This window comes from Streptomyces sp. YIM S03343, from assembly GCF_054729195.1.
This window is the reverse complement of the sequence record NZ_JBPUKX010000001.1, coordinates 4,540,821-4,567,359: the sequence shown is the minus strand read 5'-3', so window position 1 is coordinate 4,567,359 and position 26,539 is coordinate 4,540,821. Positions and strand designations below refer to the sequence as shown.

The window sequence follows — 26,539 nt, the reverse complement described above, 5'->3', positions numbered from 1 at the left end:
CCTCGTCCCCGGTGCAGTACGGGTGAATGCAGGACCGACCACATCCGTACTTCGGGGGGACCGGAAACCAGCCGCCGTTTCCAGGCGCCCAAGGGTGCGCCTGCCCGAGGAGTAATCGTTCGATGAGCGAGCACCGTCGCAAACCGCCGCAGCCGCAGGGAGGCGGACGTGCCGAGGCCCGACGCGGCCAGTCCGGCCAGTCCTCCGGCCGCCGTGCGGCACCGCGAGGCGCCACCGGGTCTCCTTCCGATTCCTATGGGTCGAGTGGGTCGAACCGTCACGGGGGCGACGAGCTTCCGTACGGCAGCCGCGCCGAGGCCCGGCGCGCCTCACAGAGAGGCCCTGGCAACCGTCGCAGGGCACCCGACAACGGCCGCGGGCCCGCCGACCCGGGCGGTCCCGGCCGCGCCAGAGCCGGCGCCGCGGGGCAGAAGCGTTTCGTCGACTACCCCCGCTTCGACAAGTACGGCTGGCGCCGCTGGGTGCCGTCCTGGAAGCTCGTCTCCGGACTGTCCATCTTCTTCTTCGGCAGCCTGGTGGCGCTGGTCGGCGTCGCCTACGCCATGGTGGGCCTCCCCAGTGAGAACGATGCGGCCAAGTCGCAGAACAACGTCTACTACTGGTCCAACGGCGACCAGATGGTGGCTACCGGCACCGGGGTGAACCGCCAGAACGTCACCATCGACCGGATCCCCAAGGCGATGCAGTGGGCGGTGATCTCCGCCGAGAACAAGAGCTTCTACCAGGACTCCGGCGTCGACCCCATGGGCATCGCCCGTGCGCTGGTCAACATGGCGAAGGGCGGGCAGACGCAGGGTGGTTCGACGATCACCCAGCAGTTCGTCAAGAACACCTACCTGAGCCAGGACCAGACGATCTCCCGGAAGTTCAAGGAGATGTTCATCTCCATAAAGGTGGGCACGAAGCTCAAGAAGCCGCAGATCCTCCAGGGCTATCTGAACACCTCGTACTACGGCCGCGGCGCCTACGGCATTCAGGCCGCCGCGCAGACCTACTACGGAGTGGACGCGGTCAAGCTCACGCCGAGCCAGTGCGCCGTCCTCGCGGCCCTCCTCAAGGGCCCGACGTACTACGACCCGGCAGGCAACGAGGGCCTCGACCCCACGGCGACGGCCAAGGCCAACACCCAGCGCTCCAAGGACCGCTGGAGCTGGATCCTCAGCGAGATGCACAAGGACAAGCACCTCACGGACTCCGAGTACCAGGAAGCCATCAAGAAGTACCCGACGCCCGACGGCCGCAAGGCGACCAAGGGCATGACCGGCCAGATCAGCTACCTGGTGGACACGGCCAAGAAGTACGTCCTGGCGCACTCCGACATCACCCAGACCCAGTTCGACCAGGGCGGCTACCAGATCTACACGACCTTCGACAAGAAGAAGGTCGAGGCCCTCAACGCTGCCGTCAAGAAGATCCAGAAGGACCGTCTCGACCCGAAGAAGCGTGACCTCGACAAGTACGTCCAGTTCGGTGCGGCCTCGGTGGTGCCCAACGACGGCGCGATCGTCGCGCTGTACGGCGGCGACGGCTACGAGAACAACCACTTCACCAACAACGCCGACACCTCCGGTGTCCCGGTCGGTTCGACGTGGAAGCCGTTCGTGCTCGCCGCGGCCATGCAGGACGGCACGTACAAGACGGCCCCTGATGGTCTGTCACCGCTGGCCAAATACAACGGCGACGACAACCTCAAGGTCAGAAAGCCGGACGGCAGCTACTACCTCAACAAGGACCAGTCGATCTTCCGGCAGCGCAACGAGAGCGAACACGCCTGGGGCTACATCACGCTGCGCAAGGCGATGGAGCAGTCCATCAACACGCCGTTCGTGCAGCTCGGTGTGGACGTCGGCATGACGAAGGTGCGGGACATGGCCAAGGCGTCCGGCATCCTGCCGGACAGCATGTCGCAGGACCTCAACCCGTCGTTCGCCATCGGTACGTCGACGCCCAGCGCGATCCGCATGGCCGACGCCTACGCGACGTTCGCCGCGTCGGGCAAGCATGTCGATCCGTACTCGGTGACGTCGGTCAAGCGGAACGGCACGGAGCTGCCCCGCTTCACCAAGCCGAAGGCCACCACGGCCATGGACGCGAACGTGGCGAACAATGTCACGGACACGCTGGAGAACGTGATCCAGAACGGTACGGGCAAGAACGCCAAGGCCCTGGGCCGTACGGCGGCCGGCAAGACCGGTACCACCGACAGCAACAAGTCGGCCTGGTTCGTCGGCTACACCCAGCAGCTGTCGACCTCGGTCACGATGTTCCGTGAGAACCCGAAGGACCACGAGCTGCTCTCCATGAACGGCACCGCGGGCGTCGCCTCCATCCACGGTGGTGACATCCCGACGCTGGTGTGGACCGAGTACATGAAGGGCGCGCTGAAGGGGAAGTCCGACACCGGCTTCCCGGACGCCGAGAAGATCGGTGTGGTCCAGAATGAGGACGGCGCCCCGTCGCCGACCCCGTCCGTCACCATCACGCCGAGCGAGACGCCGAGCGACACGCCCAGCGCCACGCCGAGCGAGACGCCCGACCTGCCCACGCCGTCCGCGACGAGCACCTGCCGGGGTCCCAGTTGGAAGTGCAACGACAACGGAGGCACCCCCACGGGAGGCACCACTGGCGGGGTGACCTCGACACCGTCGGTGAGCGCCACCAGCACCAGAGGCAATGGCGGAGGCGGCCTCTTCGGAGGCTAGAACGGCCAGCCGGTCCGTTATCGCCCGCCAAGGGTGTTTCACGTGAAACATGGGCCGCCGCACCCCCGAGGTGCGGCGGCCCTCCGTGTTTACCTAGGTTTCCTGGGTTTCCTGGGTTTCCTAGCCTCGTACGGCAGGATGACCCCATGCCCAGTGCAGAAACGACGCCAGCGAGCGTGGACGAGCCCGAGCCCGTGCTGCCGACCAGGGAGGACGAGATCGCCGCGAGCGGCAGCGAGCTGATCGGCGGCCCCATCGGGCGCCACGCCCTGCTCGGGGCGACCTGGTGGACCCCGGTGCGGGTGGTCGTGTTCGTGGCGATCGGGATGTTCGCCCTCGGGTTGGTCCAGAAGGCGCCCTGCTACAACGGGGCCTGGTTCTTCGGCGCCAGTTCGCAGTACACGCACGCCTGCTACTCGGACATCCCCCACCTCTACCAGGGCCGGGGCTTCGCCGACGGGCTCGTGCCCTACTTCGACAAGCTGCCCGGCGACATGGACTACCTCGAATACCCGGTGCTGACCGGTGTGTTCATGGAGGTGGCCGCCTGGCTCACCCCCCACAGCGGCAGCGTCCAGGACCAGGAACAGTGGTACTGGATGGTCAACGCCGCGATGCTGATGGTCTGCGCGGCCGTCATCGCCGTCTGCGTGGCCCGCACCCAGGCACGCCGTCCCTGGGACGGCCTGCTGCTCGCACTCGCGCCCGCCTTCGTGCTGACCGCCACCATCAACTGGGACCTCTTGGCGGTCGCTCTGACGGCCGCCGCGATGCTGATGTGGTCCCGGGGCCGCTCCCTCGCCTTCGGTCTTCTGCTGGGCCTTGCGACGGCCGCCAAGCTCTATCCCGTGTTCCTGCTCGGCCCGCTCTTCCTGCTGTGCTGGCGCGCGGGCAAGTGGCGGGACTTCGGCAGGGCCCTGGGCGGCACGGTCCTGGCCTGGCTCGTGGTGAACCTTCCGGTGATGCTCTTCGCCTTCGAGGGCTGGTCGAAGTTCTACCGGTTCAGCCAGGAGCGGGGCGTCGACTTCGGGTCCTTCTGGCTCATCTGGTCCCAGAACACCACCAATCCGCCCAGCACCGACTTTGTGAACGCCGCCGCGATGGCCCTGGTGGTGCTGTGCTTCGCCGGTATCGCGGTCCTGACGCTGACCGCGCCCCGGCGGCCCCGCTTCGCCCAGCTGGCCTTCCTGGTGGTGGCGGCCTTCATCGTCACCAACAAGGTCTACTCACCGCAGTACGTTCTGTGGCTGGTCCCGCTGGCGGTGCTGGCCCGGCCGAAGTGGCGGGACTTTCTGATCTGGCAGGCCTGCGAGGTGACGTACTACCTCGGGATCTGGATGTACCTCGCGTACACGACCAGCGGCGACGCCCACAAGGGTCTGCCCACCCACGGCTACCACTGGGCCATCGCCGTGCATCTGCTGGGCACGCTGTACCTGTGCGCCGTCGTCGTACGGGACATCCTCCTGCCGGAGCGGGACGTGGTGCGCATCTCCGGTGACGACGACCCCTCGGGTGGTGTGCTCGACGGGGCGGAGGACGTCTTCGTGCTCGGCTCCGCCGCCCGTCCCCCGCAGCACGCCGTCCCGTTCGGCGGGCCACCCGTGGAATGGGGCACGCGCGAGCCCACCGACGGTTCGCTCTGAGCGAACAACCCCTGTCGGTTCCGCGGGACTCCGCGGACGCCGTACACACCGAGGGCCGTACACGGACGATTCCGTGTACGGCCCTCAGCGTTGTACGGGACTCTCAGCCGGCCTCAGCGGTCCACGAGACGGTCGAACTGCGTGGTGGTGTGCCGCAGATGGGCCACCAGCTCCTCGCCCACCTTCGGCTCGGGCGCGTCCGAAGGGACGAAGAGGATCGACACCTGCATGTGCGGCGGCTCGGCGAACCAGCGCTGCTTGCCGCCCCACACGAACGGCGAGAGGTTGCGGTTCACCGTGGCCAGGCCGGCCCGTGCGACGCCCTTGGCGCGCGGCATGACGCCGTGCAGCGCCTTGGGGGCCTCCAGACCCACCCCGTGCGACGTACCGCCCGCGACGACGACCAGGTAGCCGTCCGAGGCCGCCTTCTGCTGCCGGTAGCCGAACCGGTCGCCCTTGGTGACGCGCGTGACGTCCAGGACGGCACCGCGGTACTGGGTCGCGTCGTGGTCCCCCAGCCACAGCCGTGTGCCGATGCGGGCGCGGAACCGGGTCTGCGGGAACTGCTGCCGCAGACGCGCGAGTTCCTCGGCCCGCAGATGGCTGACGAACATCGTGTGCAGCGGCAGCCGGGCCGCGCGCAGCCGGTCCATCCAGCCGATGACCTCCTCGACGGCGTCCGAGCCGTCGGTGCGGTCCAGCGGCAGATGGATGGCGAAGCCCTCGAGACGGATGTTCTCTATGGCGGAGTGCAGCTGCGGCAGATCCTGCTCGCTGATGCCGTGCCGCTTCATGGAGGACATCACCTCGATGACCACCCGGGCCCCCACCAGGCCGTAGACGCCGTCGATGGACGACACCGAGCGGATCACCCGGTCGGGCAGCGGGACGGGTTCCTCGCCGCGTCGGTAGGGCGTCAGCACCAGCAGGTCACCGCTGAAGAAGTCCTTGATTCGCGCGGCCTCGTAGGTCGTGCCGACGGCGAGGACGTCCGAGCCCATGCGGGTGGCCTCCTCCGCCAGCCGCTCGTGACCGAAGCCGTAGCCGTTGCCCTTGCAGACCGGGACGAGACCCGGGAACTGCTCCTGGACCTGCTTGTGGTGCGCCCGCCAGCGCGCGGTGTCGACGTAGAGCGTGAGCGCCATGGCCGGACCCGGACCCTTCCTTGTTGCTTCGACGTGATGGGGGACGTATGTGGGGTGAGAGGCAATTGTGCCGGGTCAGCGGCGCGACATGTAGATGTCGAGTGCTTTGTGAAGAAGCTTGTTCAGCGGGAAGTCCCACTCGCCGAGATACTCGGCGGCCTCACCACCGGTGCCCACCTTGAACTGGATCAGTCCGAAGAGATGATCGGTCTCGTCCAGCGAGTCGGAGATGCCGCGCAGGTCGTAGGCGGTGGCGCCGAGCGCGTACGCGTCACGGAGCATCCGCCACTGCATCGCGTTCGACGGCCGTACCTCACGGCCGATGTTGTCGGAGGCGCCGTACGAGTACCAGACGTGCCCGCCGACGATCAGCATGGTCGCCGCCGACAGGTTCACCCCGTTGTGCCGGGCGAAGTACAGCCGCATCCGGTTGGGGTCCTCGGTGTTGAGGGCCGTCCACATGCGCTGGAAGTACGACAGCGGGCGCGGCCGGAAATGGTCGCGCACCGCCGTGATCTCGTACAGCCGCTGCCACTCCTCGAGGTCGTGGTAGCCGCCCTGGACGACCTCGACGCCGGCCTTCTCGGCCTTCTTGATGTTGCGGCGCCACAGCTGGTTGAAGTTCTTGTGGACCTCTTCCAGGGAACGATTCGCCAGCGGCACCTGGAAGACATAGCGAGGCTGCACATCGCCGAAGCCCGCGCCGCCGTCCTCGCCCTGCTGCCAGCCCATCCGGCGCAGCTTGTCGGCCACCTCGAAGGCGCGCGGCTCGATGAAGTCGGCCTCGATGTCGCGCAGCCGCTTCACATCGGGGTTCTGGATGCCCTGCTTGATGGAGTTCGAGTCCCACCGCCGGATGATCACCGGCGGGCCCATCTTCACCGAGAACGCGCCCTGCTGCTTGAGGTGCGCCAGCATCGGCTGGATCCAGTCGTCCAGGTTCGGCGCGAACCAGTTGATGACCGGGCCCTCGGGCAGATACGCCAGATACCGCTTGATCTTGGGGAGCTGCCGGTAGAGCACCAGACCCACGCCGACCAGCTCACCGGTCCGCCCGTCGAACCAGCCCAGATTCTCGGAGCGCCACTCCGCCTTGACGTCGGCCCAGGCCGGGACCTGCATGTGACTAGCCGCCGGCAGGCTCTGGATGTACGCCAGATGCTGCTCGCGGCTGATGGTCCTCAGGGTCAGGCTCATGTCGGGGCGCTCCTCGGGCTGGTGTGTCCCCATGGGTCAGGGGTTCCGGCTCACGCGCCGAAGCCTACTGCGCCTTGGCCATGGCCTGGCTGGGCGGACGCACGCCGCGCCCCGGCCGATTCGGGGCCGGGGCGTTTCATGACCGCTGCGCTGTGATGGCGGGGTGTCGATGTGGTGGTGTGTGCGGCGGTTTGTGTCGTGTCCGGCGTGGCATCCCGGTGGTGATTCCGGGGGCGTGCTACGGCGTCCGGGGTGCCCTTGCGTGAAGTCGCGCGGGTGCTACGGCGTCCGGGGCACTGCTGCGAGAGCCGTGCGCGTCAGCCGAACAGGCCGCCGTGCGCCATGCCGAGGTAGAAGCCGACTCCCGCGGCACCGAGACCCAGGACCAGTCCGAAGCGTTCGCGCGTGGTCTCCGAGATCCACTGGCCGTAGGCCCCGGTGAGGATCCCCACGAGGCCGGTCCAGGAGGCGAGCAGATTCAGGTGGTCGAAGAACCCCGTGACGAGGGCCGTCACACCCAGGACCAGGGTCACCGCGGTAAGGGTGTCCTGGACGGGGTGGGACCTGCCGTCCGTGGCGAAGAGGGATCCGGCGGTGTTGGGTCGCAATGCCTGTGCCATGGGGCACCTCCTGCGGAAGGCGGCGCATCGTAGCGCCTTACACACCCGACGTGTACAGACTGACGGCCCGGACCGCCGGATTTCAACCGGAAGCGGGGTGCGGGTACTCTGTATCTTCTGCACCGGTGTCTGCCCAGGCCACGCGGATCATCCGCGGTCCATCGACCGGGCCGGCGACCGGGGTCCGCCAGGATCCAGGGACAGCCGCCCCGATTGTCAGTGGCGGCCGATACCGTTGCGTACGCATCACAACCCTCCTGCCACGGAACGACCGTGGCCGTTGAGTCCAGAGGAGGTGGGTTCCACATGCGTCACTACGAGGTGATGGTGATCCTCGACCCCGATGTCGAGGAGCGCTCTGTCTCCCCGCTGATCGAGAACTTCCTGTCTGTCGTCCGTGACGGCGGCGGCAAGGTCGAGAAGGTCGACACCTGGGGCCGTCGTCGGCTCGCGTACGAGATCAAGAAGAAGCCCGAGGGCATCTACTCGGTCATCGACCTGCAGGCGGAGCCTGCGGTCGTCAAGGAGCTCGACCGCCAGATGAACCTGAACGAGTCGGTCCTCCGGACCAAGGTCCTCCGCCCCGAGACCCACTGAGCCCTCCGCTCACAAGGTCCCGGGACTTCGAGTAGCAGCAACCAAAAGCAGCAAACCCGCCGAGAGGTTCATCCATGGCAGGCGAGACCGTCATCACGGTGGTCGGCAATCTTGTCGACGACCCCGAGCTGCGCTTCACCCCCTCCGGTGCGGCGGTCGCGAAGTTCCGTGTCGCGTCCACTCCCCGCACCTTCGACCGTCAGACGAACGAGTGGAAGGACGGCGAGAGCCTCTTCCTGACCTGCTCGGTCTGGCGCCAGGCGGCTGAGAACGTCGCGGAGTCGCTCCAGCGAGGCATGCGCGTCGTCGTGCAGGGCCGGCTGAAGCAGCGGTCCTACGAGGACCGGGAGGGTGTCAAGCGCACGGTCTACGAGCTGGACGTCGAGGAAGTCGGCCCCAGCCTGCGCAACGCCACGGCGAAGGTCACCAAGACCTCCGGCCGCAGTGGCCAGGGCGGTCAAGGGGGCCAGGGCGGCTACGGCGGCGGTGGCGGCCAGGCTGGCGGCGGCTGGGGCGGTGGCTCCGGCGGCGGTCAGCAGGGCGGTGGCGACGACCCGTGGGCGACCGGTGCTCCCGCCGGCAACCAGGGCGGCGGCGGTGGCGGCTGGGGTGGAAACTCCGGCGGCGGCAGCGGTGGCGGCTACTCGGACGAGCCCCCCTTCTAGGTCTGCGGACCGATGGGTCCCGGGACTGAAAGGTTTCTGGACCCAGAGGTCTCCGGACCGAGGGCGGGTCGTACCCACACTTCTTGATCACACAGGAGAAACACCATGGCGAAGCCGCCTGTGCGCAAGCCTAAGAAGAAGGTTTGCGCATTCTGCAAGGACAAGGTCACGTACGTGGACTACAAGGACACGAACATGCTGCGGAAGTTCATTTCCGACCGCGGCAAGATCCGTGCCCGCCGCGTGACCGGCAACTGCACCCAGCACCAGCGTGATGTCGCCACGGCAGTCAAGAACAGCCGTGAGATGGCGCTGCTGCCCTACACCTCCACCGCGCGCTAAGGGAAGGGTGACCGACTCATGAGGATCATCCTCACCCACGAGGTCTCCGGCCTCGGCGCCGCCGGCGAAGTCGTCGATGTCAAGGACGGCTACGCCCGCAACTACCTGATCCCGCGGAAGTTCGCGATCCGCTGGACCAAGGGTGGCGAGAAGGACGTCGAGCAGATCCGTCGTGCTCGCAAGATCCACGAGATCCAGACCATCGAGCAGGCCAACGCGGTGAAGGCCCGGCTCGAGGGCGTCAAGGTCCGCCTGGCCGTCCGCTCCGGTGACTCCGGCCGTCTCTTCGGCTCCGTCACCCAGGCCGACATCGCTTCGGCGATCAAGGCCGCCGGTGGTCCCGACGTCGACAAGCGCCGTATCGAGGTCGGTTCGCCGATCAAGACGCTGGGCGCCCACGAGACGTCCGTGCGTCTGCACCCCGAGGTGGCCGCCAAGGTCAGCATCGAGGTCGTCGCGGCCTGATCGCCTGATCGCCGCGTCCGGCTGAAGCCGTGACGAGAGGGGCCGCACCTTTCACAGGTGCGGCCCCTCTCGCATGGGTGGGGTGGGGTCGGTCCGGGGGGTGCCAACGCATGGGCAGGGGCCCGTGTTTCACGTGAAACGTGACAGCTGCGGTGTTTCACGTGAAACGGTCAGCGCGTCGCGCCCGTCACGATCCAGCGGCCCGAGCGGGCACGCCACCACAGGGTCAGCATGCGCACGGTCATCATCAGCGTCATCGCCGCCCACAGCGCGGTGAGACCACCGCCGACAGTGGGCACCAGTAGGGCGGCAGGGGCGAATACCGCAAGGGTGAGCACCATGGCCCAGGCCAGATAGGGACCGTCTCCCGCGCCCATCAGGACTCCGTCCAGGACGAAGACGATCCCGCACACCGGCTGGGAGAGCGCCACCAGGAGCAACGCCGGAAACGCCGCGTCCTTCACGGTCGCGTCACCGGTGAACAACGGCAGGAAGACCGGCCGGGCCACGACCACCAGCAGACCGAGCGCACAGCCCGCCGCGATGCCCCACTGCACCATGCGGCGGCATGTGTCCCGAGCGCCACGGGCGTCACTGGCACCGAGACAGCGGCCGATGATGGCCTGCCCCGCGATCGCGATGGCGTCTAGCGCGAAGGCGAGCAGGCTCCACAAGGACAGGACGATCTGGTGGGCGGCGATGTCGGCGTCGCCGAGCCGGGCCGCGACGGCGGTGGCGATCATCAGGATGGCCCGCAGTGACAGCGTGCGGACCAGCAGGGGCACCCCCGCCTGTGCCGAGGCCCTGATGCCCGCGGCATGCGGTCGAAGCGAGGCGCCGTGCTCACGTGCCCCGCGGACGACCACGGTGAGATAGACCGCGGCCATGCCGCACTGGGCGATCACGGTTCCCCAGGCCGAGCCGGCGATGCCGAGCCCTGCGCCGTAGACGAGTGCGGCGTTGAGCGCGGCGTTGGCCACGAAACCAGCGACGGCGACGTAGAGCGGTGTTCTGGTGTTCTGGAGTCCGCGCAGGACACCGGTGGCGGCCAGCACGACGAGCATGGCCGGGATCCCGAGCGCGGAGATCCTCAGATAGGTCGTCGCGTACGGTGTCGCGGTGTCGGAGGCGCCGAAGAGCCCGACAAGGGCGGGCGCGCCGGGCAGGACGACGACGATGACGGCCGCGCCGAGCAGCAGTGCCAGCCAGATGCCGTCCATGCCTTGGCGGATGGCGGCCTGGAGATCGCCCGAGCCCACGCGCCGCGCCACGGCGGCGGTGGTGGCGTAGGCGAGGAAGACGAAGACGCTCACCGCTGTCATGAGGAGGGCCGAGGCGACCCCGAGTCCGGCCAGCTGCGCCGTGCCGAGATGCCCGACGATCGCGCTGTCCGCCATGACGAAGAGGGGCTCCGCGACCAGTGCGCCGAAGGCCGGAAGGGCCAGCGCGACGATCTCGCGGTCGTGCTGTCGCAGGGGGGTGCGAGAGGTCACGGGGGCCTGTGTCATGAGCATCAATGTAATCGTCCACAGGTAAGTGATGCAAACCCTTTGTGGTCCTTACCTCAATTCGCACGGGGTGTGCTTTCGCGCGGTGTTCGAAGCGATCTTGGGCTGAGTGGGGAAGTTTTTGTTCTGCACAGCCGGTGGATGGTAAAAATGCAGGTCAGATGGGTGGGCAGGGAAGGGTGGAGGTCTTGTTCACAGCACTGTCCACCGCGTCGTGCACAGGTTTGGCCGACTTCTCCACAGCATCCGGTGCGTCGTCCACATGGCCTGTGGATAACCAGATTGGCTGACGGTGCCGAGGGGCCTACCGTGGTCCGGCGCCCGCTCCGTGAACCGGCCTCGGAAATGCCGCAAATCCGACGCGCCACAAGTGGAGTTGGGCCTCTCATTTGTCAGTGCTGTGCCGTAGAAAAGACGAGGCACGGCGAGGTCCGCTCGGCGGACGGGAGGAGGTGGCTCGGTGAGTATTTCCGAGCCCTTGGACGACCCGTGGGCCGAGAGCGGACCCAGTGATCGTCTGCCTGCCTCCCGTCGGCGCGGCGACGGCGGCCGGGGCCGTGACGACCAGCACGACCGGGGCCGGGACAGCGGGGAGTGGGACGGCGGAGGGTCGTCGTCCTTCGAGCGGGTCCCCCCGCAGGACCTGGACGCCGAGCAGTCCGTGCTCGGCGGCATGCTGCTCTCCAAGGACGCCATCGCCGATGTCGTCGAGCTGCTCAAGGGCAACGACTTCTACAAGCCCGCGCACGAGACGATCTATCTGGCGATCCTCGACGTCTATGCCAAGGGTGAGCCGGCCGACCCCATCACCATCGCCGCGGAGCTCACCAAGCGCGGCGAGATCAACAAGGTCGGCGGCCCCTCCTATCTGCACACGCTCGTTCAGACGGTGCCGACGGCGGCGAACGCCGAGTACTACGCGGAGATCGTCCATGAGCGCGCGGTCCTGCGCCGTCTGGTCGAGGCGGGTACCCGCATCACCCAGATGGGATATGCCGCCGACGGCGATGTCGACGAGATCGTCAACCGGGCCCAGGCCGAGATCTACGCCGTCACCGAGCAGCGCACCAGCGAGGACTATCTGCCCCTCGGCGACATCATGGAGGGCGCCCTCGACGAGATCGAGGCGATCGGCTCACGCAGCGGCGAGATGACCGGTGTCCCCACCGGTTTCACCGACCTCGACTCCCTCACCAACGGACTGCACCCGGGCCAGATGATTGTCATCGCGGCCCGTCCTGCCATGGGCAAGTCCACCCTCGCGCTGGACTTCGCCCGGACCGCGTCGATCAAACACAACCTGCCGAGCGTCATCTTCTCCCTGGAGATGGGCCGCAACGAGATCGCGATGCGCCTGCTGTCCGCCGAGGCCCGGGTCGCGCTGCACCACATGCGCTCCGGCACGATGACCGACGACGACTGGACCCGTCTGGCCCGCCGTATGCCGGACGTGTCGGCCGCACCGCTCTACATCGACGACTCCCCGAACCTGTCGATGATGGAGATCCGTGCCAAGTGCCGCCGCCTCAAGCAGCGCAACGACATCAAGCTCGTCGTCATCGACTACCTCCAGCTGATGCAGTCCGGCGGTGCCAAGCGCGCCGAGAGCCGTCAGCAGGAGGTGTCGGACATGTCCCGTAATCTCAAGCTCCTCGCCAAGGAGCTGGAGATCCCGGTGATCGCGCTCTCCCAGCTCAACCGCGGCCCCGAGCAGCGCACCGACAAGAAGCCCATGGTGTCCGACCTGCGTGAGTCCGGCTCCATCGAGCAGGACGCCGACATGGTGATCCTGCTGCACCGGGAGGACGCCTACGAGAAGGAGTCACCGCGCGCGGGCGAGGCCGACCTGATCGTCGCCAAGCACCGCAACGGCCCCACCGCGACGATCACTGTCGCCTTCCAGGGCCACTACTCCCGCTTCGTGGACATGGCACAGACCTGATCCGCCCGGCTGTAGGGTCTCAGAGCCTCGTCTCGTACCTGGTCAGGACCACGCCGCCGGGAAACGTCCGCGTCTCCACCAGGTTCAGGTTCACCCAGCTGTCCAGCGCGGTGAAGAACGGCGTGCCGCCGCCCACCAGGACCGGATGGGTGGCGATCACGTACTCGTCGATCAGTCCGGCGCGCATGGCCGCCCCGGCGAGCGTTGCACCGCCGATGTCCATCGGGCCGCCGTCCTCGGCCTTGAGCCGGGTGATCTCGGCGATCGCGTCGCCGGTGACCAGGCGGGTGTTCCAGTCGACCTTGTCGATCGTCGAGGAGAACACCACCTTCGGCGTGTCCCGCCAGTTCCGCGCGAACTCCATCTCCGCCGGGGTGGCGTTGGGCTGCTGGTCGCCGGTCGGCCAGTAGGAACTCATCGTCTCCCACAGCTTGCGCCCGTACAGCGACAGACCACTCGCCAGCTCGTGGTCGAGCCACCACTGGAACAGCTCGTTGCTCGGCGGTCCGCCCCAGCCGATGTCGTCGCCGGCCGCGGCGATGTAGCCGTCCAGGGTCAGGTTCATGCCGTAGATCAGTTTCCGCATGGCCCAGCCTTCCGTCCGTGGGTGTCCGGCGTACAGACCGGCGCGGCGCGGGAAACTCATCGGTGCGCGATCTGGGCTCGCCGGTAGTCCTCGTCCTCGGGGCTCAGCGTGGTGTACTCGGCCGACACGGGCAAGCCGCAGGATGCCCGGTTCAGGGAACCGCCACTACGCAAACCGCCGTATCCGCCGCGGCCCGGTACGCGATGGCGCGTAGGGCGACTGCCGTCGGCCACGTGACGACGGCAGGGGTCTGACCAGGGGAGCCTTCGGAGAGCAGTCCCAGATCAGATTCGGAGATGGCCGTGGCCTCCTTGCTCTACCGATTGGGCCGGTTCGCCTTCCGGCGCCGATGGTCCGTGTTGTCGATGTGGGTCGCGGTGCTCGGCGCAGTCGTAGTTGCCGGGCTGTTCGCCCCGTCCGCGCCTGCGGACGACTCGTCCATTCCGGGAGCGGAGTTCTCGAAGGCGAACAGCCTGATCCAGAAGGACTTCCACACCACCACCGGCGGCGCCTCCGCGCAGATCGTCTTCATCGCCCCGCACGGGCAGAAAGTCACCGCCGCGCACTACGAGAAGGTGATGGCCGAGGTCGTCGCCGCGGCGGCGAAATCCTCGCAGGTCACGAGCTCGGACACGCCCTCGCAGACCGGTCAGGTCAGCAAGGACGGCACCACCGCGATCGGTGACGTCAACTACAGCGTCAAGAACGACGATCTCACCGACGCGACGACGAGCACGCTGCAGGGCGCGCTTAAGATCGCCCGCGATACGGGGCTGACGGTCGAGGTCGGCGGCGACGCGCTGTCGCCTGCGGCCTCGGACACGGCCCTGATCTTCAGCCTGGTCGCCGCCGCGATCATCCTGTTCATCACCTTCGGCGCCTTCGCCGCGGCCGGGATGCCGCTGCTGACGGCGATCGTCGGGGTGGTGCTGAGCCTGTTCGGGATCATGGCGCTGAGCAACGCGCTGGGACTGTCGGGCACCTCGCAGGAGCTCGCGCTGATGCTGGGCCTGGCCGTCGGCATCGACTATGCGCTCTTCATCGTCTCGCGCTACCGCGAGGAGCGCGCCCGCGGCCATGACCCCGCGGAGGCCGTCTCCGTGCTTGTCGCGCTCACCCAGATCAACAGAAACCTGCACTTGCCGGAGCGAAATGAGCTCGACGTGCGGTGGCTGTGGCGAGTGGACTGGGATCATGACAACACCTCAGGACGAACTGCTTCCCGGCACCCGTCGCGCCCTGCTGCAGCGGATCGCCGTGGCCCAGGCCGAGGGGCGGGCTCCCTCGCTCGTCGCGACGGTCGTGCGGGACGGATCAGCCGTGTGGACGGGAGCACGGAGTTCGGTCGACGGGTCCCTCCCGGACGAGAACGTGCAGTTCAGGATCGCCTCGATCACCAAGACCTTCACCGCCGTTCTCGTGCTCAGACTGCGCGACGAGGGAGTCCTCGACCTCGGTGATCCGCTGGAGATGCATCTGCCGGGGACCGGTGCGGGGGAGGCCACCATCGCCGGACTGCTCGCCCACAGTGCGGGGTTGGCGGCCGAGTCGCCGGGGCCGTGGTGGGAGCGGACGCCGGGGTCGCTGCGTCCCGAGCTCTCCGACGTGCTGGGCGAGAAGCCCTTCGTGCATCCTGCGGGCCGCCGCCACCACTACTCGAACACCGGCTTCACCCTGCTGGGCGCACTGGTCGAGGCGCTGCGGGACGCGCCCTGGGAGGACGTCCTGCGGCGCGAGCTGCTCGAGCCGCTGGGCCTGAACCGCACGACCACACGCCCCGAGGCGCCGCATGCGGGCGGCTGGGCCGTGCACCCTTGGGCCGATGCGCTGCTCCCGGAGCCCGCCGAGGACCTCGGCAGGATGGCTCCCGCCGGACAGCTCTGGTCGACGACGGGTGATCTGGCACGGTTCGCCGCGTTCCTGGCCAGGGGTGACGACCGGGTGCTGAGCGCGGCCTCCGTGGCGGAGATGCGGACGCCGTCCGCCCCGGCCGAGGCGGCGGATCTGGCGGACGGCGTGTCGTACGGGCTCGGCCTGCAGGTCCGGCAGCGGCACGGGCGGCTGCTGGTCGGGCACTCGGGCTCACTCCCGGGCTTCCTGGCCAACCTGACCATCAGCGTGGCGGACGACGTCGGGGCCGTGGTGCTGGCCAATTGCACCTCGGGCCCGCTGCTGTCCGCGGTGGCCGCCGATCTCGTCGGTATCGTCGCCGAGGCCGAGCCCAGGATCCCGGAGCCGTGGCGGCCGCTGCGGGAGGTCGACCCGGCCGTCCTGGAGCTGGCCGGGCAGTGGTACTGGGGGACGTACGGCTTCGGGCTGCGGGTGACGGCCGACGGGCCGCTCGTGCTGGAGCCGCTGACGGGGGACGGCCGCAGATCACGGTTCGAGCCCAACGGTGACGGCACCTGGACCGGGCTCGACGACTATTACGCCGGAGAGGTTCTGCGGGCCGTACGACGCCCGGACGGGTCGCTGAGCCATCTGGACATCGGATCGTTCGTGTTCACGCGCCAGCCGTACGAGGAGGGGGCTGCTGTGCCCGGAGGAGTGGACCCGCAGGGATGGCGCGGTATCGGATAGCCGACGCGGCGCCGAGGGCGGCTTGTTTCACGTGAAACCGGCCGCCCCCGTGTCCTCACAGGGGGAGCTTGAATCCGATGTGGGAGGCCGTGAACCCGAGCCGCTCGTAGAACCGGTGGGCGTCGGTGCGGGTGCTGTCGGAGGTCAGCTGGACCAACTGGCAGTCCTGACGCCGGGATTCCTCGATCGCCCACTCGATGAGCTGGGTGCCGAGACCGCTGCCGCGCTCGTCGGCATGGACACGGACACCCTCGATGATCGATCTGGTGGCGCCCCTGCGGGACAGTCCGGGAACGATGGTGAGCTGGAGGGTGCCCACCACACGGCCCTCGCATACCGCGACGACGACATGCTGGTTCGGGTCGCCGCTCAGCCGTTCCAGCGCGGCCAGATAAGGGGCCGGATCGTCCGGGGACTCGCGTCGAGCGCCCAGCGGGTCGTCGGCGAGCATGGCGACGATCGCCGGTACGTCGTCGGCGACCGCGGCGCGGACGGTGAGACCGGCCACCTCAGCCCGCCGCCACCGTCACGGGCGCGAACCGCCGGGTCCAGTCGCCGGGCAGCTCCGCGATCCCGTACGTCATGACGGAGTTGAACCCGGCGGACGCGAGGCCGCGTTCCTTGAGCCAGGCCAGGAGTTCTTCGTGTCGTACGTCGATGTCCGTACGCAGGGGGCGTTCCGTCTCTGCGGCCAGCGCGTCGATGAGTGCCTTCGCGGTTCTGGTGTCCCGGGCGATCAGCGGTCCGACGACCTGGGTGTCCATGTTGGGCCAGGCACCCGCGTAGCCGATGATCCTGCCCCTCTCCTCGGCGACCAGGAGACGGTCGGTGAAGGCGGGCAGCCGGGTGATGATGTGCGTGCGGTCGGTGCCGAACACCTCCTCGTCGAGCCGGATGATCGTGGGAAGGTCCTCGGCGTTGGCGGCTCGTGTCGCGATCCGGGGTCCCGGTTCTCCCGGCTCTCCCGGCTCTCTCGGTGTGAAGCGGCCGTGGAGCATTTCCGCACGGCCGGACACCTTGAATCCCATCTCCTCATAGAGCGGGCGGCCGTTCGGTGTCGCGTGGAGGGTCAGCGGCGTCGTGTTCATCGTTGTGACGACATGACGCATCAGCCGGCGGCCGACGCCCTGCCGGGCATACCGTGCGGCGACCAGAACCATACCGATGGCACCGAGCGCCGGACGGTCCCAGGGGCCGTATTCCGTGACCACGCACGCGGTGACGAGTCCGCCGCCGGGATCGTCGATGCCGTAGCCCTTTCCCGCAGTGAGGAGGAAGCCCCACTTGTGTTCCTCGCGCGGCCACCCCCGATCCTCGGACAAGTCGGCGCAGTCGGCCAGATCACGAAGTGTCAGCCGGCGAATGGGAAGAGTTGCGAGGGCAGGAGTCGGCACGCAGGTCAGGCTGTCCGACCGGCGCCCCCGGCGTCCACCGTTTCCTGGGAGACATACGTGCTTTTGGCCATGTCGTGGCCACCTGTACAGAGCGCCGACAGGTCCACGCTGTTTCACGTGAAACAGCGAGCCGGTACTCGGCGCAGAACCTCTGACCAGTCGGCCAGAGGTTCTGCCCACCCGGCCGGGATCGGACAACTCGTCCGGCCTGCCCTGTCATTGAGGGGAACGGGCAGCGCCGCACTTGGTGCACTCTTGTCCTACTCACCCGTAGGACACAGGAATGCGGGTTGAATGTAACCGCATTGACCGAGGCGCCGTACGCGCTGGGGATGTCCGGCCGCAACAGGAAAGCACGTCGGTCCGCTGGGGAGAATGTGCGCCCTTTCGAGAGTGGAGGGGCGCCGACCGGACGCAAGCAGTTCGAGGCGAGGCACACGATGGATGCTCCGACCACCCCGTCGGCCGACAATGGCGCTTCCGGCGAGGGCGGCTGGTTCAGCCCGCGCCGACCGATGGAGAAACGCCCCTCCACGGAGCGGGGGACGGGCGAGGGACTGCACCCGGCTGTGGTGCGGCCGACGCAAGGACCCGCGGTGGAGGGTGGCGTCCGGAACATCGGCCGGGGCCGCTCGGGTCCCGCAGGTGCGGGCGAGGAGCGCATACCGCGTGCCCTCGCACCCGCCGACACCCTGGCGCCGGGCCGGGGCGTGCCTCCCCGCCGGGCGGCGCTGCCCTCCCCAGCCCCGGCTCCGCCCCACCCGGGTGCCGCCTCCGCCCCCGAGGCGGTTCCGGATGCCGTGCTCATCCGCCGCACCATGGCTGAGATCACCCCCAGGGCCGGCGACTTCACCGCGTACTTCTACGCGCTCCTCTTCGTACGTCACCCCGGACTGCGTCCGATGTTCCCCGCCGCGATGGATGTCCCGCGGGAGCGGCTGCTGAAGGCGCTGCGTACCGCGGCCGGGTACATCGACGACACCCCGGCCCTGGTCGGCTATCTGCAGACCCTGGGGCGCAGCCACCGCAAGTACGGCACCCGGCCCGAGCATTACCCGGTCGTCGGTGAGTGCCTGCTCGGCGCCCTGGGTGCGTACGCCGGTGCCGTCTGGACCGCCCAGACGCACGCGGCGTGGGCGCGGGCGTACACGACCGCCTCCCAGGTGATGATCGACGCCGCTGCGGCGGACGCACGCCAGGCCCCGGCGTGGTGGCAGGCCGAGATCGTCGCGCACGAGCCGCTGACCCCGGACGTGACGGCCGTGACCGTCCGCCCCGACCAGCCCTACCCCTTCCTGGCCGGGCAGTACGCCGAGGTGGAGACGCCGTGGTGGCCCAGGGTCTGGCGGTCGTACTCCTTCGCTTCGGCTCCCCGGCCCGACGGGCTGCTGACGTTCCAGGTGAAGGCCGTTCCCGCGGGCTGGGTCTCCAACGCGCTGCACCGGGCCAGGCTCGGCGATGTCGTCCGGCTCGGCCCGCCGACCGGCTCGATGACCGTCGACCACACGACCGACGGGGGAATCGTCTGCGTCGCCGGCGGATCCGGCATCGCTCCCGTCAAGGCGATCGTGGAGGACGTCGTCGAACACGGCGGGCGGCGGCCGGTCGAGGTCGTCTACGGCGCCCGTACCCAGCGGGACCTGTACGAGCTCGACAACCTGCGCAGGCTCCAGCAGCGCCACCCATGGCTGGAGATCCGCCCGGTGCCGGACCGCAACGGGGTGCACCAACTCCCGCACGCCGTACGGGCGTACGGCCCGTGGGACGACTACGACGGCTATGTCGCCGGACCGCCCGGCCTGGTCCGCAGCGCGGTGAGCGCGCTGGCGGACAACGGCGTACCGGCCGGGCGTATCCGGCACGACCCGGCGGAGGAGCGGACCGGGGCCGGAGAATGAGCCCGGGGCCGGAGAATGAGCCCGGGGCCGCTGTCAGCCCAGGTCGGGGGCGTGCATGGCGCGGACGCCCTCGATGTTGCCGTCCAGGTAGTGCCGCAGCGAGAGCGGAACGAGATGGACGGAGGCGATGCCGACCCGGGTGAAGGGCACCCGGACGATCTGGTACTCGCCGATGGGCTCGTCCACCTCGGGGCCGTGCCGCAGGGCCGGGTCCATGGACTCCAGATGGCAGACGAAGAAGTGCTGCACTTTGACGCCGGTCGCACCACCGTCCTCACCGATGTGTTCCACGGTGTCGACGAAGCAGGGCACCACGTCGGTGATCTTGGCCCCCAGCTCCTCGTACACCTCGCGATGGAGGGCGTCGACGACGGTCGTGTCCCTTGGCTCGACACCGCCACCGGGTGTCACCCAGTAGGGATCGACGCCGGGTTTGGTGCGTTTGATCAGGATGAGGTCGTCGCCGTCCAGCAGAACGGCACGGGCGGTGCGCTTGACCACGGGTCGGACGGTCATGGAAGGAATGTGGCCCCGCTGGTTCCACGTGAAACATCGCGAAACGTCACCAAGCGACCTCGCGGAGTGATCATCTCCTGTTGTGCCGCTCAGCACCAGTCAGCCGCCGCCCGCTGGAGCCAGTCATGGGCGCGGGCGACGGGCGGCAGAGACAGGGTTCCGGCGCGAACCACCAGGAAGTACGTCCGCAGCGGCGGCACCGCCGGCTCGTGCAGAGCGACCACAGCACCGCGCTCCAGTTCCGCGGCGCACAGATAGCGGGGCAGGACCGCGAGTCCGGCGCCCGCGGCCGCGCAGGACAGGACCGCGCGCAGGTCGGGCACGATGACGGCGCCGGTGGCGGCGGGGAGGGCGTCGAAGACGGAGGCCCAGTAGCGGGAGACGAACGGCAGCGACTCATGGACCTCGACCACGGGGAGGTCCTCCAGAACGGGTGCGCCCTTGTGCTGCAGCGCCTCGGCGTCGATCTGCCGGGCCCAGCGCGGGGCGGCGACCAGCACATGCACCTCGTCGCAGAGCGGGGTCGCGGTGAGCAGAGGGCCGCGCGGGCGGGCCGTGCTGACGGCAAGGTCATGGTGTCCGGCGGCCAGCCCCTCCAGTGTCTCCTCGGCTGTCCCGAAGGAGGCGCGCAGCGCAAGTCCCGGGCCGTCCTCGCCGGTCAGCTCGGTGAGTGCGGGCAGGACGCGTTCGGCGGTGAACTCGGGCGGCCCCGCGAGATGCAGGGTGCGTAAGGAAGAGTCGTCCTCCAGTCCGGACTCGGTGATCTCCACGAGGGCGTCGAGGTGCGGGGCGGCCTTGTGGGCGAGTTCGTCGCCGATGGTCGTGGGGGTCACCCCGCGGGCCTGCCGCAGGAACAGCGGACGGCCCAACTGCCGCTCCAGGGTGCGGATCTGCGAGGTGACGGCGGGCTGCGAGAGACCGAGCAGGGCGGCGGCACGGGTGAAGGAACCGGCCCGGTGCACGGTCACGAAGGTGCGCAGCAAGGCCAGATCCATCGAGTGTCCCTCCCCGGTCCCTGCCCTTCTCCCCGCCCCCGAGGCAGGGTCCAACTATAAATAAGTCGATAGGTCTCTGTCGCCGGAGTGATTGGACACTGACACACAGTCAACTAGCCTTGTTCGCGCGGTTCCCGGCGCACGGGAACCGGAGCGGTCCGAGTCACGAGGGGGGAGGCTCGGACCGTTCGCGTGCGGCCCTGCCGATCGCTCAAGCCGCTCGTCCCTCCAGATGGTCGCGCACCGCGGTCAGCAGGCCCGCGCTCGCCGACTCCACCATCTCAAGGCACTCCGCAAACCCGTCCATACCGCCGTAATAAGGGTCCGGTACATCGAGATCGTCCCCGGCGGCCGGGTCGTACGAGCGCAGCAGCCGCACCTTCGCCGCGTCCTCGGGGGTGGGCGCGATACGGCGCAGGGCCCTGCGATGACCCTCGTCGAGGGCGATCACCAGATCCCGGCGGGCGAACCAGGACGGCTGGAACTGGCGAGCCGTGTGCTCCGTGCCGTAGCCCTGTTCACCGAGGACCGAGACCGTACGAGGGTCCGCGGTGTCACCTTCGTGCCAGCCGCCGGTACCGGCGCTGTCGACCTCGACCACTTTGTCGAGACCGGCCTCGGCGACACGCGCCCGGAAGACCGACTCGGCCATCGGGGAACGGCAGATGTTGCCCGTACAGACGAAACAGACGCGATAGGTCATCGGGCTCAGTCCTCGTCGGGCAGGACCATGTGCAGGGCCCAGGAGACGATCGAGATGATCAGACCGCCCAGCACGGCCGTCCAGAAGCCGTCGACATGGAAGCTCAGATCCAACTTGTCGCACACCCAGGACGTCAGCAGCAGCATCAGCGCGTTGACGATCAGGGTGATCAGGCCGAGCGTCAGGATGAACAGCGGGAAGGTCAGCACCTGCACGATCGGCTTGACCAGGAAGTTCACCACGCCGAAGACCAACGCGACGAGGATCAGCGTCAAGGCCTTCTTGCCCGTGCTGTCCCCGGTCAGAGTGATCTTGTCGAGCAGCCATACGGCGACCGCAAGGGCGCCCGCGTTGGCGATCGTCTTGACTACGAAATTCTTCATGTGTCTGATCGTGGCAGACGCGATCGGCTACGAGTACGGGCGAGGACGATGAAGGCATTCCGCTTGGACGAACTGGAGGCGGAACGCGCCGCCAACGACGGGGCCTACCTGCGGTTCCTGCGGGAACGGACCATGTCGGTCGGTCTCTACGCCCTTGACGCGGGCGCGCACGACCCGCAGACCCCGCACCGTCAGGACGAGGTGTACTTCGTCGTGAGCGGCCGCGCCTCGCTCACCGTCGGCCTGGAGACCACGCAGGTGGCACGCGGCAGCGTGGTGTTCGTGCCGGCCGGGGTGGCCCACAAGTTCCACCACATCAGCGAGGACCTCAGGGTGCTCGTCGTCTTCTCTCCCCCGGAAGCCTGAGCGGTTCCCCCGAGATTCCCTAGGGGACCGCTCAGGGGCGGACAAGGGATGCGGGGCCCCCGCAGGAGCCTGCGCCGCTCTAGCATCGAAGACAGACAGGCGGCAATACGACAAGAGCGCAAGCGAAAGAACAAGCGCAAACACGAGCTCAAGTCCGTCAGCCCGCCGGTCCGCACAGGAACACAGCAGAACACGAGGATCCGGCACCACAGGGTGCGGGACCTCCGAGGAACCCGGCGGTGACGACGGGCAGAGAGGCAAGGGACTAGGCAATGGGTGAGATCTTCGCGAGTCTGCCGTGGTGGGTGAAGTGGATCGCGGTGCCGGTCATCGCCCTGGTCGTGTTCGGCGGGCTGATCGCCACGGTCGTCGGCTTCGTGATCGGGCTGCTGTTCAAGGCGCTGGTCTTTGTGGCCCTGGTCGGTGGACTGATCTACGTGGTGCGGAAGTTCACGTCGAGTTCGTCGTCGCGCAGCGACTGGTGAGCGCCGCGGGAGCCGGGGACCGGTGACGGGAATCGCCGGTTCCCTCGCGGGAGGGAAGTTTGCCCACGTGGGGTGTCTGTGGGCTGTGGGGCGGAGTTAGAGTCCGGAGTTCCCCGCGGGGCCGGTCCCCGCGGGCGGCGTACACCCCCACCCGTGTTCCCCGCACGGGCTGGCCCTCTCGCGCTCCGGGAGTGACCCTTGGCCACGGCTGACACCGCACCCGCAGAACAGCACGCACTCCCCGCACCGCCGAAACAGCGGTGCTCCCCGGAACGTTCCGTACAGCCCCGGACCGCACCGTCCCCGGCATCACCCGACCCGGCGTACCTACCGGACGGCGGGACGAGCGCCGCGGATGCGCGGGGCGCCACGAAGCAGCCCAGCGCAACGGGGCTGCCGAGCCCGGCGACGCCACCGAGTCCGCCGGCGCCGGGCCCTGCCACACGGCCAAGCTCCGCCGGGCCCCGGGCAGCGGCGATGCGACCGAGCGCCGCAGGACCGCCCGACGCCACCCTGCCGAGCCCCACCAGGCCGCCGAGGCCGGTGGGCGCCCCGAAGCAGCCGTTTCCGACACGGCCGCCACGCGCTGCCGAGCAGCCGGGCCCGACGAGGCCACCGGACATCGCGAGACAGCCCGGTGCGGCGGAGACCACCGGTGTCTCACGGCAGTCGAACCGCGTCGGATCACCCGGTGCGGTGAAGGTGCCCAGCCCTGCCCGCCCCCCGGGCGTCCCAAGGGGGCCGGCCACCGCGGGACCAGCTGCCGAGAAGGCGGCACCCCCGGCACCCCCGGGGCATGCAGCGCCCAGAGCCCAGGCCGGGCCACCGGGCGGCGCGGCCGCACGGCAGGCGCCGGGCGGCGCGGCCGCACGGCAGGCGCCGGGCGGCCTGGCAACCCCCACACCGCAGCCCCGGGAGGCGACGCTCATCGGATCCGTTCAGCGGGCGATGCGGCTGCTGGAAGCCGTCGCCCGGCATGAGCGGGGAGCACCCGCCAAACAGCTCGCCCGGGAGACCGGCCTCGCGCTCCCCACCACGTACCACCTGCTGCGCACCCTGGTGCACGAGGGTTATCTGCGGCGTGAGAACGGGCTGTTCCACCTCGGCGCCGCCGCCGAGCGGCTCGGAGGCGAGGCCGCGCAGAAACGTCGCGGCACGATCGCCGACACCCTTGCCCGATGGCGCGATTCCATCGGCGCGCCGGTGTACTACGCGGTCTACCGCGACGGCGGGATCGAGGTCCTGGAAGTCGCCGGACCCCCCGGCACCCCGGCGGTCGGGGAGTGGACCGATCTGAGCGAGACCGCGCACGCCCACGCCCTCGGACAGTGCCTGCTGTCCCAACTGGACGACGACGCCCGCCGCGAGCACCTCGAACGCCATCCTGTGCGCCCCCTCACGCCGTACACCGTGCGTGACACCCACACCTTGCTACAGCGCCTGGAGCGGGCCCGGCGCACCGAACCGGTGGTCGAGCGGCAGGAGTACGCCCTGGGGACGGTCTGCGCGGCGATCCCCATCACGGTCGGTGGTACGGCGGCCAGCATGGCCATCTCCCTGCCCGCCCACCAGGCGGACCGGCTGCTGCCCGCGGCCCGGTGGCTGCAAAGGGAACTGGAGCTGCTGATGCGGTCGCCAACCCTCTCTATCAGTATCTGAAAACTTACTCCTTGTGATCTGATGTGCACGTTGAGCAAGATGCCCACAGTGTCAGAGGGATCATTCCCGGCCAGCCGGTGTCATATGACGGGGTAGACGATGCGCGAGTCCGTACACGCAGAAGTGATGATGAGCTTTCTCGTCTCCGAGGAGCTCTCCTTCCGGATCCCGGTGGAGTTGCGCTACGAGACCTGTGATCCCTATGCCGTGCGGCTGACGTTCCATCTGCCCGGCGATGCCCCGGTGACCTGGACGTTCGGGCGGGAGCTGATGGTGGACGGAGTGGGCGGACCGACCGGCGACGGCGATGTGCGGATCGCTCCGGCGGACCTGGAGGCGCCCGGCGATGTGCTGATCCGGCTTCAGGTGGGCGGCGAGCACGCCCTGTTCCGCTCCGGCGCGGCCCCGCTGGTCGCCTTCCTCGACCGCACCGACCGGCTGGTGCCGCTCGGCCAGGAAGGCGCCCTCGCCGACTTCGACGCCCATCTCGACGAGGCACTGGACAGGATCCTGACGGAGGAACAGAACGCGGGCTGACACGGCGGGGCAGGCCCCATGACGATGCCGTAACGCTTCTCCTGGGCCCCGGACGCCGATGGACACCCGGGATCCCACCGGAGACGCACCACAGCCCTCCGGCCGGGCGCACAGGCCCCGTGACAGCTCCCCACAGGCGGGCACGGGGCCGTCCTCACTGCTTGCGCCGCCGCCCCCGTCCCCCACGCGCGGGCGCCGGCAAAGCACCCGCGGGTGCCTGCTGACCGTGCGGCCGGTCGGCGGAGACCACCAGCGCCGCGAGCGCCGTGGTGAGCGGCACCGACGCGACGAGCCCGATCGAGCCGACCAGCGTGCGGACGATCTCCTCGGCGACCAGTTCGCTGTTGGCCACCGTGCCCACACTGCTCTGCGCGATCGAGAAGAGCAGCAGCAGCGGGAGCGCGGCGCCCGCGTAGGCGAGGACGAGCGTATTGACCACGGAGGCGATGTGGTCGCGGCCGATGCGGATGCCCGCCCTGTACAGCGCGCGGCGGCCCATCGAGGGGTTCGCCTCGTGCAGCTCCCACACGGCGGACGTCTGGGTGACCGTCACGTCGTCCAGGACGCCGAGCGAACCGATGATGACGCCGGCGAGCAGCAGACCGCTCATGTCGATCGATGGGTACAGACCGTGGATCAGGCCGGTGTTGTCGTCGGTGTTGCCGGTGAGCGCGGCCCAGCCGATGAACTGGGAGCCCAGGACTCCGATCAGCGTCAGTGAGACCAGTGTGCCGAGCACCGCGACCGAGGTCCGGGCCGACAGGCCGTGGCACATGTAGAGGGCGATCAGCATGATGGCGCTCGACCCGACGACCGCCACGACCAGCGGATTCGAGCCCTGGAGGATCGCCGGAAGGATGAAGAAGGTCAGCACCATGAAACTGACGGCCAGTGCGATCAGCGCCATGACACCGCGCATCCGGCCCACCACCACGACGGCGAGCGCGAAGACGGCGGCGAGCAGTCCCACGGGGAACCTGCGGTTCACGTCGGCGACCGAGTACTGAAGGTCCTTGGGCGCCGAGGGCTCATAGGCGACCACGACTTTCTGGCCCTGATGCAGCTGCCGAGGCTGATCCGGCTGCACGATCTCCGTGAACGTACGGCCCTTGCCGCCGCCGGTGTCGACCCGGATCGTCGCCTTCTTGCAGGTGCCGCCCGACTCCGCCGTCGTGGAGGTGCCCTCGGCGGTGGAGGCGTCCCCCGTCGAGGTCGAGCCCGATGCGTTCACCGACTTGCAGCTGACGTTCACGACCTTGGTGACCGTCGCCTGCTGCGTCTGCCGGTCGAAACCGACACCGCTGCGCTTGTGCCCGGGTGTGCCACCGGGCCACAGCACCGTGAGCCCCACGACGACGGCCACGGTGAACGGGATGAGGATAGCCGCGATGACCTTGCGCAGCCGCTTGGAGACGGGCGCCGCCGGGCCATGGCTGTGGCTGTGCCCGTGGACGAGCGGGGGAGGGTGGCCGTCGGCGTGGCCGCTCGCGGTGCGGTCCCCGTCGGCGGCGTCGGTACCGTGCCGGTGGGGCGGCCCGGGCGGCGGTGGGTACGGGGGCTGGTGTGTCGAGGTCACCGCCAGATCAT

At 69.0% G+C, this 26,539-nt stretch carries 25 protein-coding genes and 1 pseudogene; 14 read left to right on the top strand and 12 right to left on the bottom strand.

What is annotated here, in order from left to right; translation table 11 throughout:
- Positions 1–122 precede the first annotated feature (122 nt).
- Positions 123–2,723, top strand: a complete 2,601-nt coding sequence (locus tag ACSYGN_RS19715) for a transglycosylase domain-containing protein (protein ID WP_460397427.1) — start codon at positions 123–125, stop codon at positions 2,721–2,723.
- A gap of 146 nt (positions 2,724–2,869) precedes the next feature.
- On the top strand, positions 2,870–4,369 hold the full coding sequence (locus ACSYGN_RS19710) for a glycosyltransferase family 87 protein (RefSeq protein WP_460397425.1): 1,500 nt from the start codon (positions 2,870–2,872) through the stop codon (positions 4,367–4,369).
- Between the two features lie 113 nt (positions 4,370–4,482).
- Here ACSYGN_RS19710 and ACSYGN_RS19705 read toward each other — a convergent pair whose 3' ends face one another.
- The 3 genes from ACSYGN_RS19705 to ACSYGN_RS19695 all read right to left on the bottom strand — a co-directional run bounded on the left by ACSYGN_RS19705 (position 4,483) and on the right by ACSYGN_RS19695 (position 7,331).
- Positions 4,483–5,514 carry an alanine racemase gene (locus tag ACSYGN_RS19705; protein ID WP_460397423.1) on the bottom strand — a complete coding sequence of 344 codons (1,032 nt, stop codon included), beginning with the start codon at positions 5,512–5,514 and terminating at the stop codon, positions 4,483–4,485.
- A gap of 75 nt (positions 5,515–5,589) precedes the next feature.
- Positions 5,590–6,711, bottom strand: coding sequence for a peptidoglycan bridge formation glycyltransferase FemX (gene femX, locus ACSYGN_RS19700; protein WP_460397421.1), 1,122 nt, complete (start codon positions 6,709–6,711; stop codon positions 5,590–5,592).
- A gap of 317 nt (positions 6,712–7,028) precedes the next feature.
- Positions 7,029–7,331 carry a hypothetical protein gene (locus ACSYGN_RS19695; RefSeq protein ID WP_460397419.1) on the bottom strand — a complete coding sequence of 101 codons (303 nt, stop codon included), beginning with the start codon at positions 7,329–7,331 and terminating at the stop codon, positions 7,029–7,031.
- A gap of 306 nt (positions 7,332–7,637) precedes the next feature.
- Here ACSYGN_RS19695 and rpsF point away from each other — a divergent pair, with 306 nt between their 5' ends.
- From rpsF to rplI, 4 genes are all read left to right on the top strand, one after another.
- On the top strand, positions 7,638–7,928 hold the full coding sequence (gene rpsF / locus ACSYGN_RS19690) for a 30S ribosomal protein S6 (RefSeq protein ID WP_289939642.1): 291 nt from the start codon (positions 7,638–7,640) through the stop codon (positions 7,926–7,928).
- 74 nt (positions 7,929–8,002) lie between these two features.
- A complete protein-coding gene (locus ACSYGN_RS19685; RefSeq protein WP_460397417.1) occupies positions 8,003–8,593 on the top strand; it encodes a single-stranded DNA-binding protein in 591 nt (196 codons plus the stop codon).
- Between the two features lie 105 nt (positions 8,594–8,698).
- Positions 8,699–8,935, top strand: a complete 237-nt coding sequence (gene rpsR / locus ACSYGN_RS19680; protein ID WP_003949403.1) for a 30S ribosomal protein S18 — start codon at positions 8,699–8,701, stop codon at positions 8,933–8,935.
- An 18-nt stretch (positions 8,936–8,953) separates the two neighbouring features.
- Positions 8,954–9,400: a 50S ribosomal protein L9 gene (gene rplI / locus ACSYGN_RS19675; RefSeq protein WP_460397415.1), complete on the top strand. Its 447-nt coding sequence runs from the start codon at positions 8,954–8,956 to the stop codon at positions 9,398–9,400.
- Between the two features lie 170 nt (positions 9,401–9,570).
- Here rplI and ACSYGN_RS19670 read toward each other — a convergent pair whose 3' ends face one another.
- Positions 9,571–10,908 carry an MATE family efflux transporter gene (locus ACSYGN_RS19670; protein ID WP_460397413.1) on the bottom strand — a complete coding sequence of 446 codons (1,338 nt, stop codon included), beginning with the start codon at positions 10,906–10,908 and terminating at the stop codon, positions 9,571–9,573.
- Positions 10,909–11,368: 460 nt separating this feature from the next.
- Here ACSYGN_RS19670 and dnaB point away from each other — a divergent pair, with 460 nt between their 5' ends.
- A complete protein-coding gene (gene dnaB / locus ACSYGN_RS19665) occupies positions 11,369–12,850 on the top strand; it encodes a replicative DNA helicase (protein ID WP_460397411.1) in 1,482 nt (493 codons plus the stop codon).
- Positions 12,851–12,869: 19 nt separating this feature from the next.
- Here the strand turns inward: dnaB and ACSYGN_RS19660 are convergent, their stop codons facing one another.
- Positions 12,870–13,436, bottom strand: a complete 567-nt coding sequence (locus ACSYGN_RS19660; RefSeq protein WP_460397409.1) for a dihydrofolate reductase family protein — start codon at positions 13,434–13,436, stop codon at positions 12,870–12,872.
- Between the two features lie 296 nt (positions 13,437–13,732).
- Between ACSYGN_RS19660 and ACSYGN_RS19655 the strand changes: the two are divergent.
- Positions 13,733–14,527 (top strand): annotated as a pseudogene (locus ACSYGN_RS19655) (MMPL family transporter); the annotation flags it as partial.
- A gap of 103 nt (positions 14,528–14,630) precedes the next feature.
- On the top strand, positions 14,631–16,016 hold the full coding sequence (locus ACSYGN_RS19650; protein WP_460397407.1) for a serine hydrolase domain-containing protein: 1,386 nt from the start codon (positions 14,631–14,633) through the stop codon (positions 16,014–16,016).
- A gap of 55 nt (positions 16,017–16,071) precedes the next feature.
- On the opposite strand, the gene ACSYGN_RS19645 is transcribed toward ACSYGN_RS19650, so the two are convergent.
- Both ACSYGN_RS19645 and ACSYGN_RS19640 read right to left on the bottom strand, forming a co-directional pair.
- Entirely contained in the window at positions 16,072–16,467 is a 396-nt protein-coding gene (locus ACSYGN_RS19645) for a GNAT family N-acetyltransferase (protein ID WP_460403580.1), read from the bottom strand.
- 58 nt (positions 16,468–16,525) lie between these two features.
- Positions 16,526–17,410, bottom strand: a complete 885-nt coding sequence (locus ACSYGN_RS19640) for a GNAT family N-acetyltransferase (protein WP_460397405.1) — start codon at positions 17,408–17,410, stop codon at positions 16,526–16,528.
- A 440-nt stretch (positions 17,411–17,850) separates the two neighbouring features.
- Here ACSYGN_RS19640 and ACSYGN_RS19635 point away from each other — a divergent pair, with 440 nt between their 5' ends.
- On the top strand, positions 17,851–19,308 hold the full coding sequence (locus ACSYGN_RS19635; RefSeq protein ID WP_460397403.1) for a globin domain-containing protein: 1,458 nt from the start codon (positions 17,851–17,853) through the stop codon (positions 19,306–19,308).
- Positions 19,309–19,341: 33 nt separating this feature from the next.
- Here the strand turns inward: ACSYGN_RS19635 and ACSYGN_RS19630 are convergent, their stop codons facing one another.
- The 4 genes from ACSYGN_RS19630 to ACSYGN_RS19615 all read right to left on the bottom strand — a co-directional run bounded on the left by ACSYGN_RS19630 (position 19,342) and on the right by ACSYGN_RS19615 (position 21,905).
- Positions 19,342–19,824 carry an NUDIX domain-containing protein gene (locus ACSYGN_RS19630; protein WP_460397401.1) on the bottom strand — a complete coding sequence of 161 codons (483 nt, stop codon included), beginning with the start codon at positions 19,822–19,824 and terminating at the stop codon, positions 19,342–19,344.
- Positions 19,825–19,913: 89 nt separating this feature from the next.
- Positions 19,914–20,819, bottom strand: coding sequence for a LysR family transcriptional regulator (locus ACSYGN_RS19625; RefSeq protein ID WP_460397399.1), 906 nt, complete (start codon positions 20,817–20,819; stop codon positions 19,914–19,916).
- 211 nt (positions 20,820–21,030) lie between these two features.
- Positions 21,031–21,522: a low molecular weight protein-tyrosine-phosphatase gene (locus ACSYGN_RS19620; RefSeq protein WP_460397397.1), complete on the bottom strand. Its 492-nt coding sequence runs from the start codon at positions 21,520–21,522 to the stop codon at positions 21,031–21,033.
- A 5-nt stretch (positions 21,523–21,527) separates the two neighbouring features.
- Positions 21,528–21,905 carry a phage holin family protein gene (locus ACSYGN_RS19615; RefSeq protein ID WP_460397395.1) on the bottom strand — a complete coding sequence of 126 codons (378 nt, stop codon included), beginning with the start codon at positions 21,903–21,905 and terminating at the stop codon, positions 21,528–21,530.
- A 48-nt stretch (positions 21,906–21,953) separates the two neighbouring features.
- On the opposite strand from ACSYGN_RS19615, the gene ACSYGN_RS19610 reads away from it, so the two are divergent.
- The 4 genes from ACSYGN_RS19610 to ACSYGN_RS19595 all read left to right on the top strand — a co-directional run bounded on the left by ACSYGN_RS19610 (position 21,954) and on the right by ACSYGN_RS19595 (position 24,952).
- A complete protein-coding gene (locus ACSYGN_RS19610; protein ID WP_460397393.1) occupies positions 21,954–22,271 on the top strand; it encodes a cupin domain-containing protein in 318 nt (105 codons plus the stop codon).
- 272 nt (positions 22,272–22,543) lie between these two features.
- Complete coding sequence (locus tag ACSYGN_RS19605; protein WP_460397391.1) at positions 22,544–22,756, top strand: DUF5326 family protein; 213 nt, start codon at positions 22,544–22,546, stop codon at positions 22,754–22,756.
- An 888-nt stretch (positions 22,757–23,644) separates the two neighbouring features.
- Complete coding sequence (locus ACSYGN_RS19600) at positions 23,645–24,415, top strand: IclR family transcriptional regulator (protein WP_460403578.1); 771 nt, start codon at positions 23,645–23,647, stop codon at positions 24,413–24,415.
- Positions 24,416–24,514: 99 nt separating this feature from the next.
- Positions 24,515–24,952, top strand: coding sequence for an SsgA family sporulation/cell division regulator (locus tag ACSYGN_RS19595; RefSeq protein ID WP_460397389.1), 438 nt, complete (start codon positions 24,515–24,517; stop codon positions 24,950–24,952).
- Positions 24,953–25,106: 154 nt separating this feature from the next.
- Here ACSYGN_RS19595 and ACSYGN_RS19590 read toward each other — a convergent pair whose 3' ends face one another.
- Complete coding sequence (locus tag ACSYGN_RS19590) at positions 25,107–26,528, bottom strand: YibE/F family protein (RefSeq protein ID WP_460397387.1); 1,422 nt, start codon at positions 26,526–26,528, stop codon at positions 25,107–25,109.
- Between the last annotated feature and the right edge of the window lie 11 nt (positions 26,529–26,539).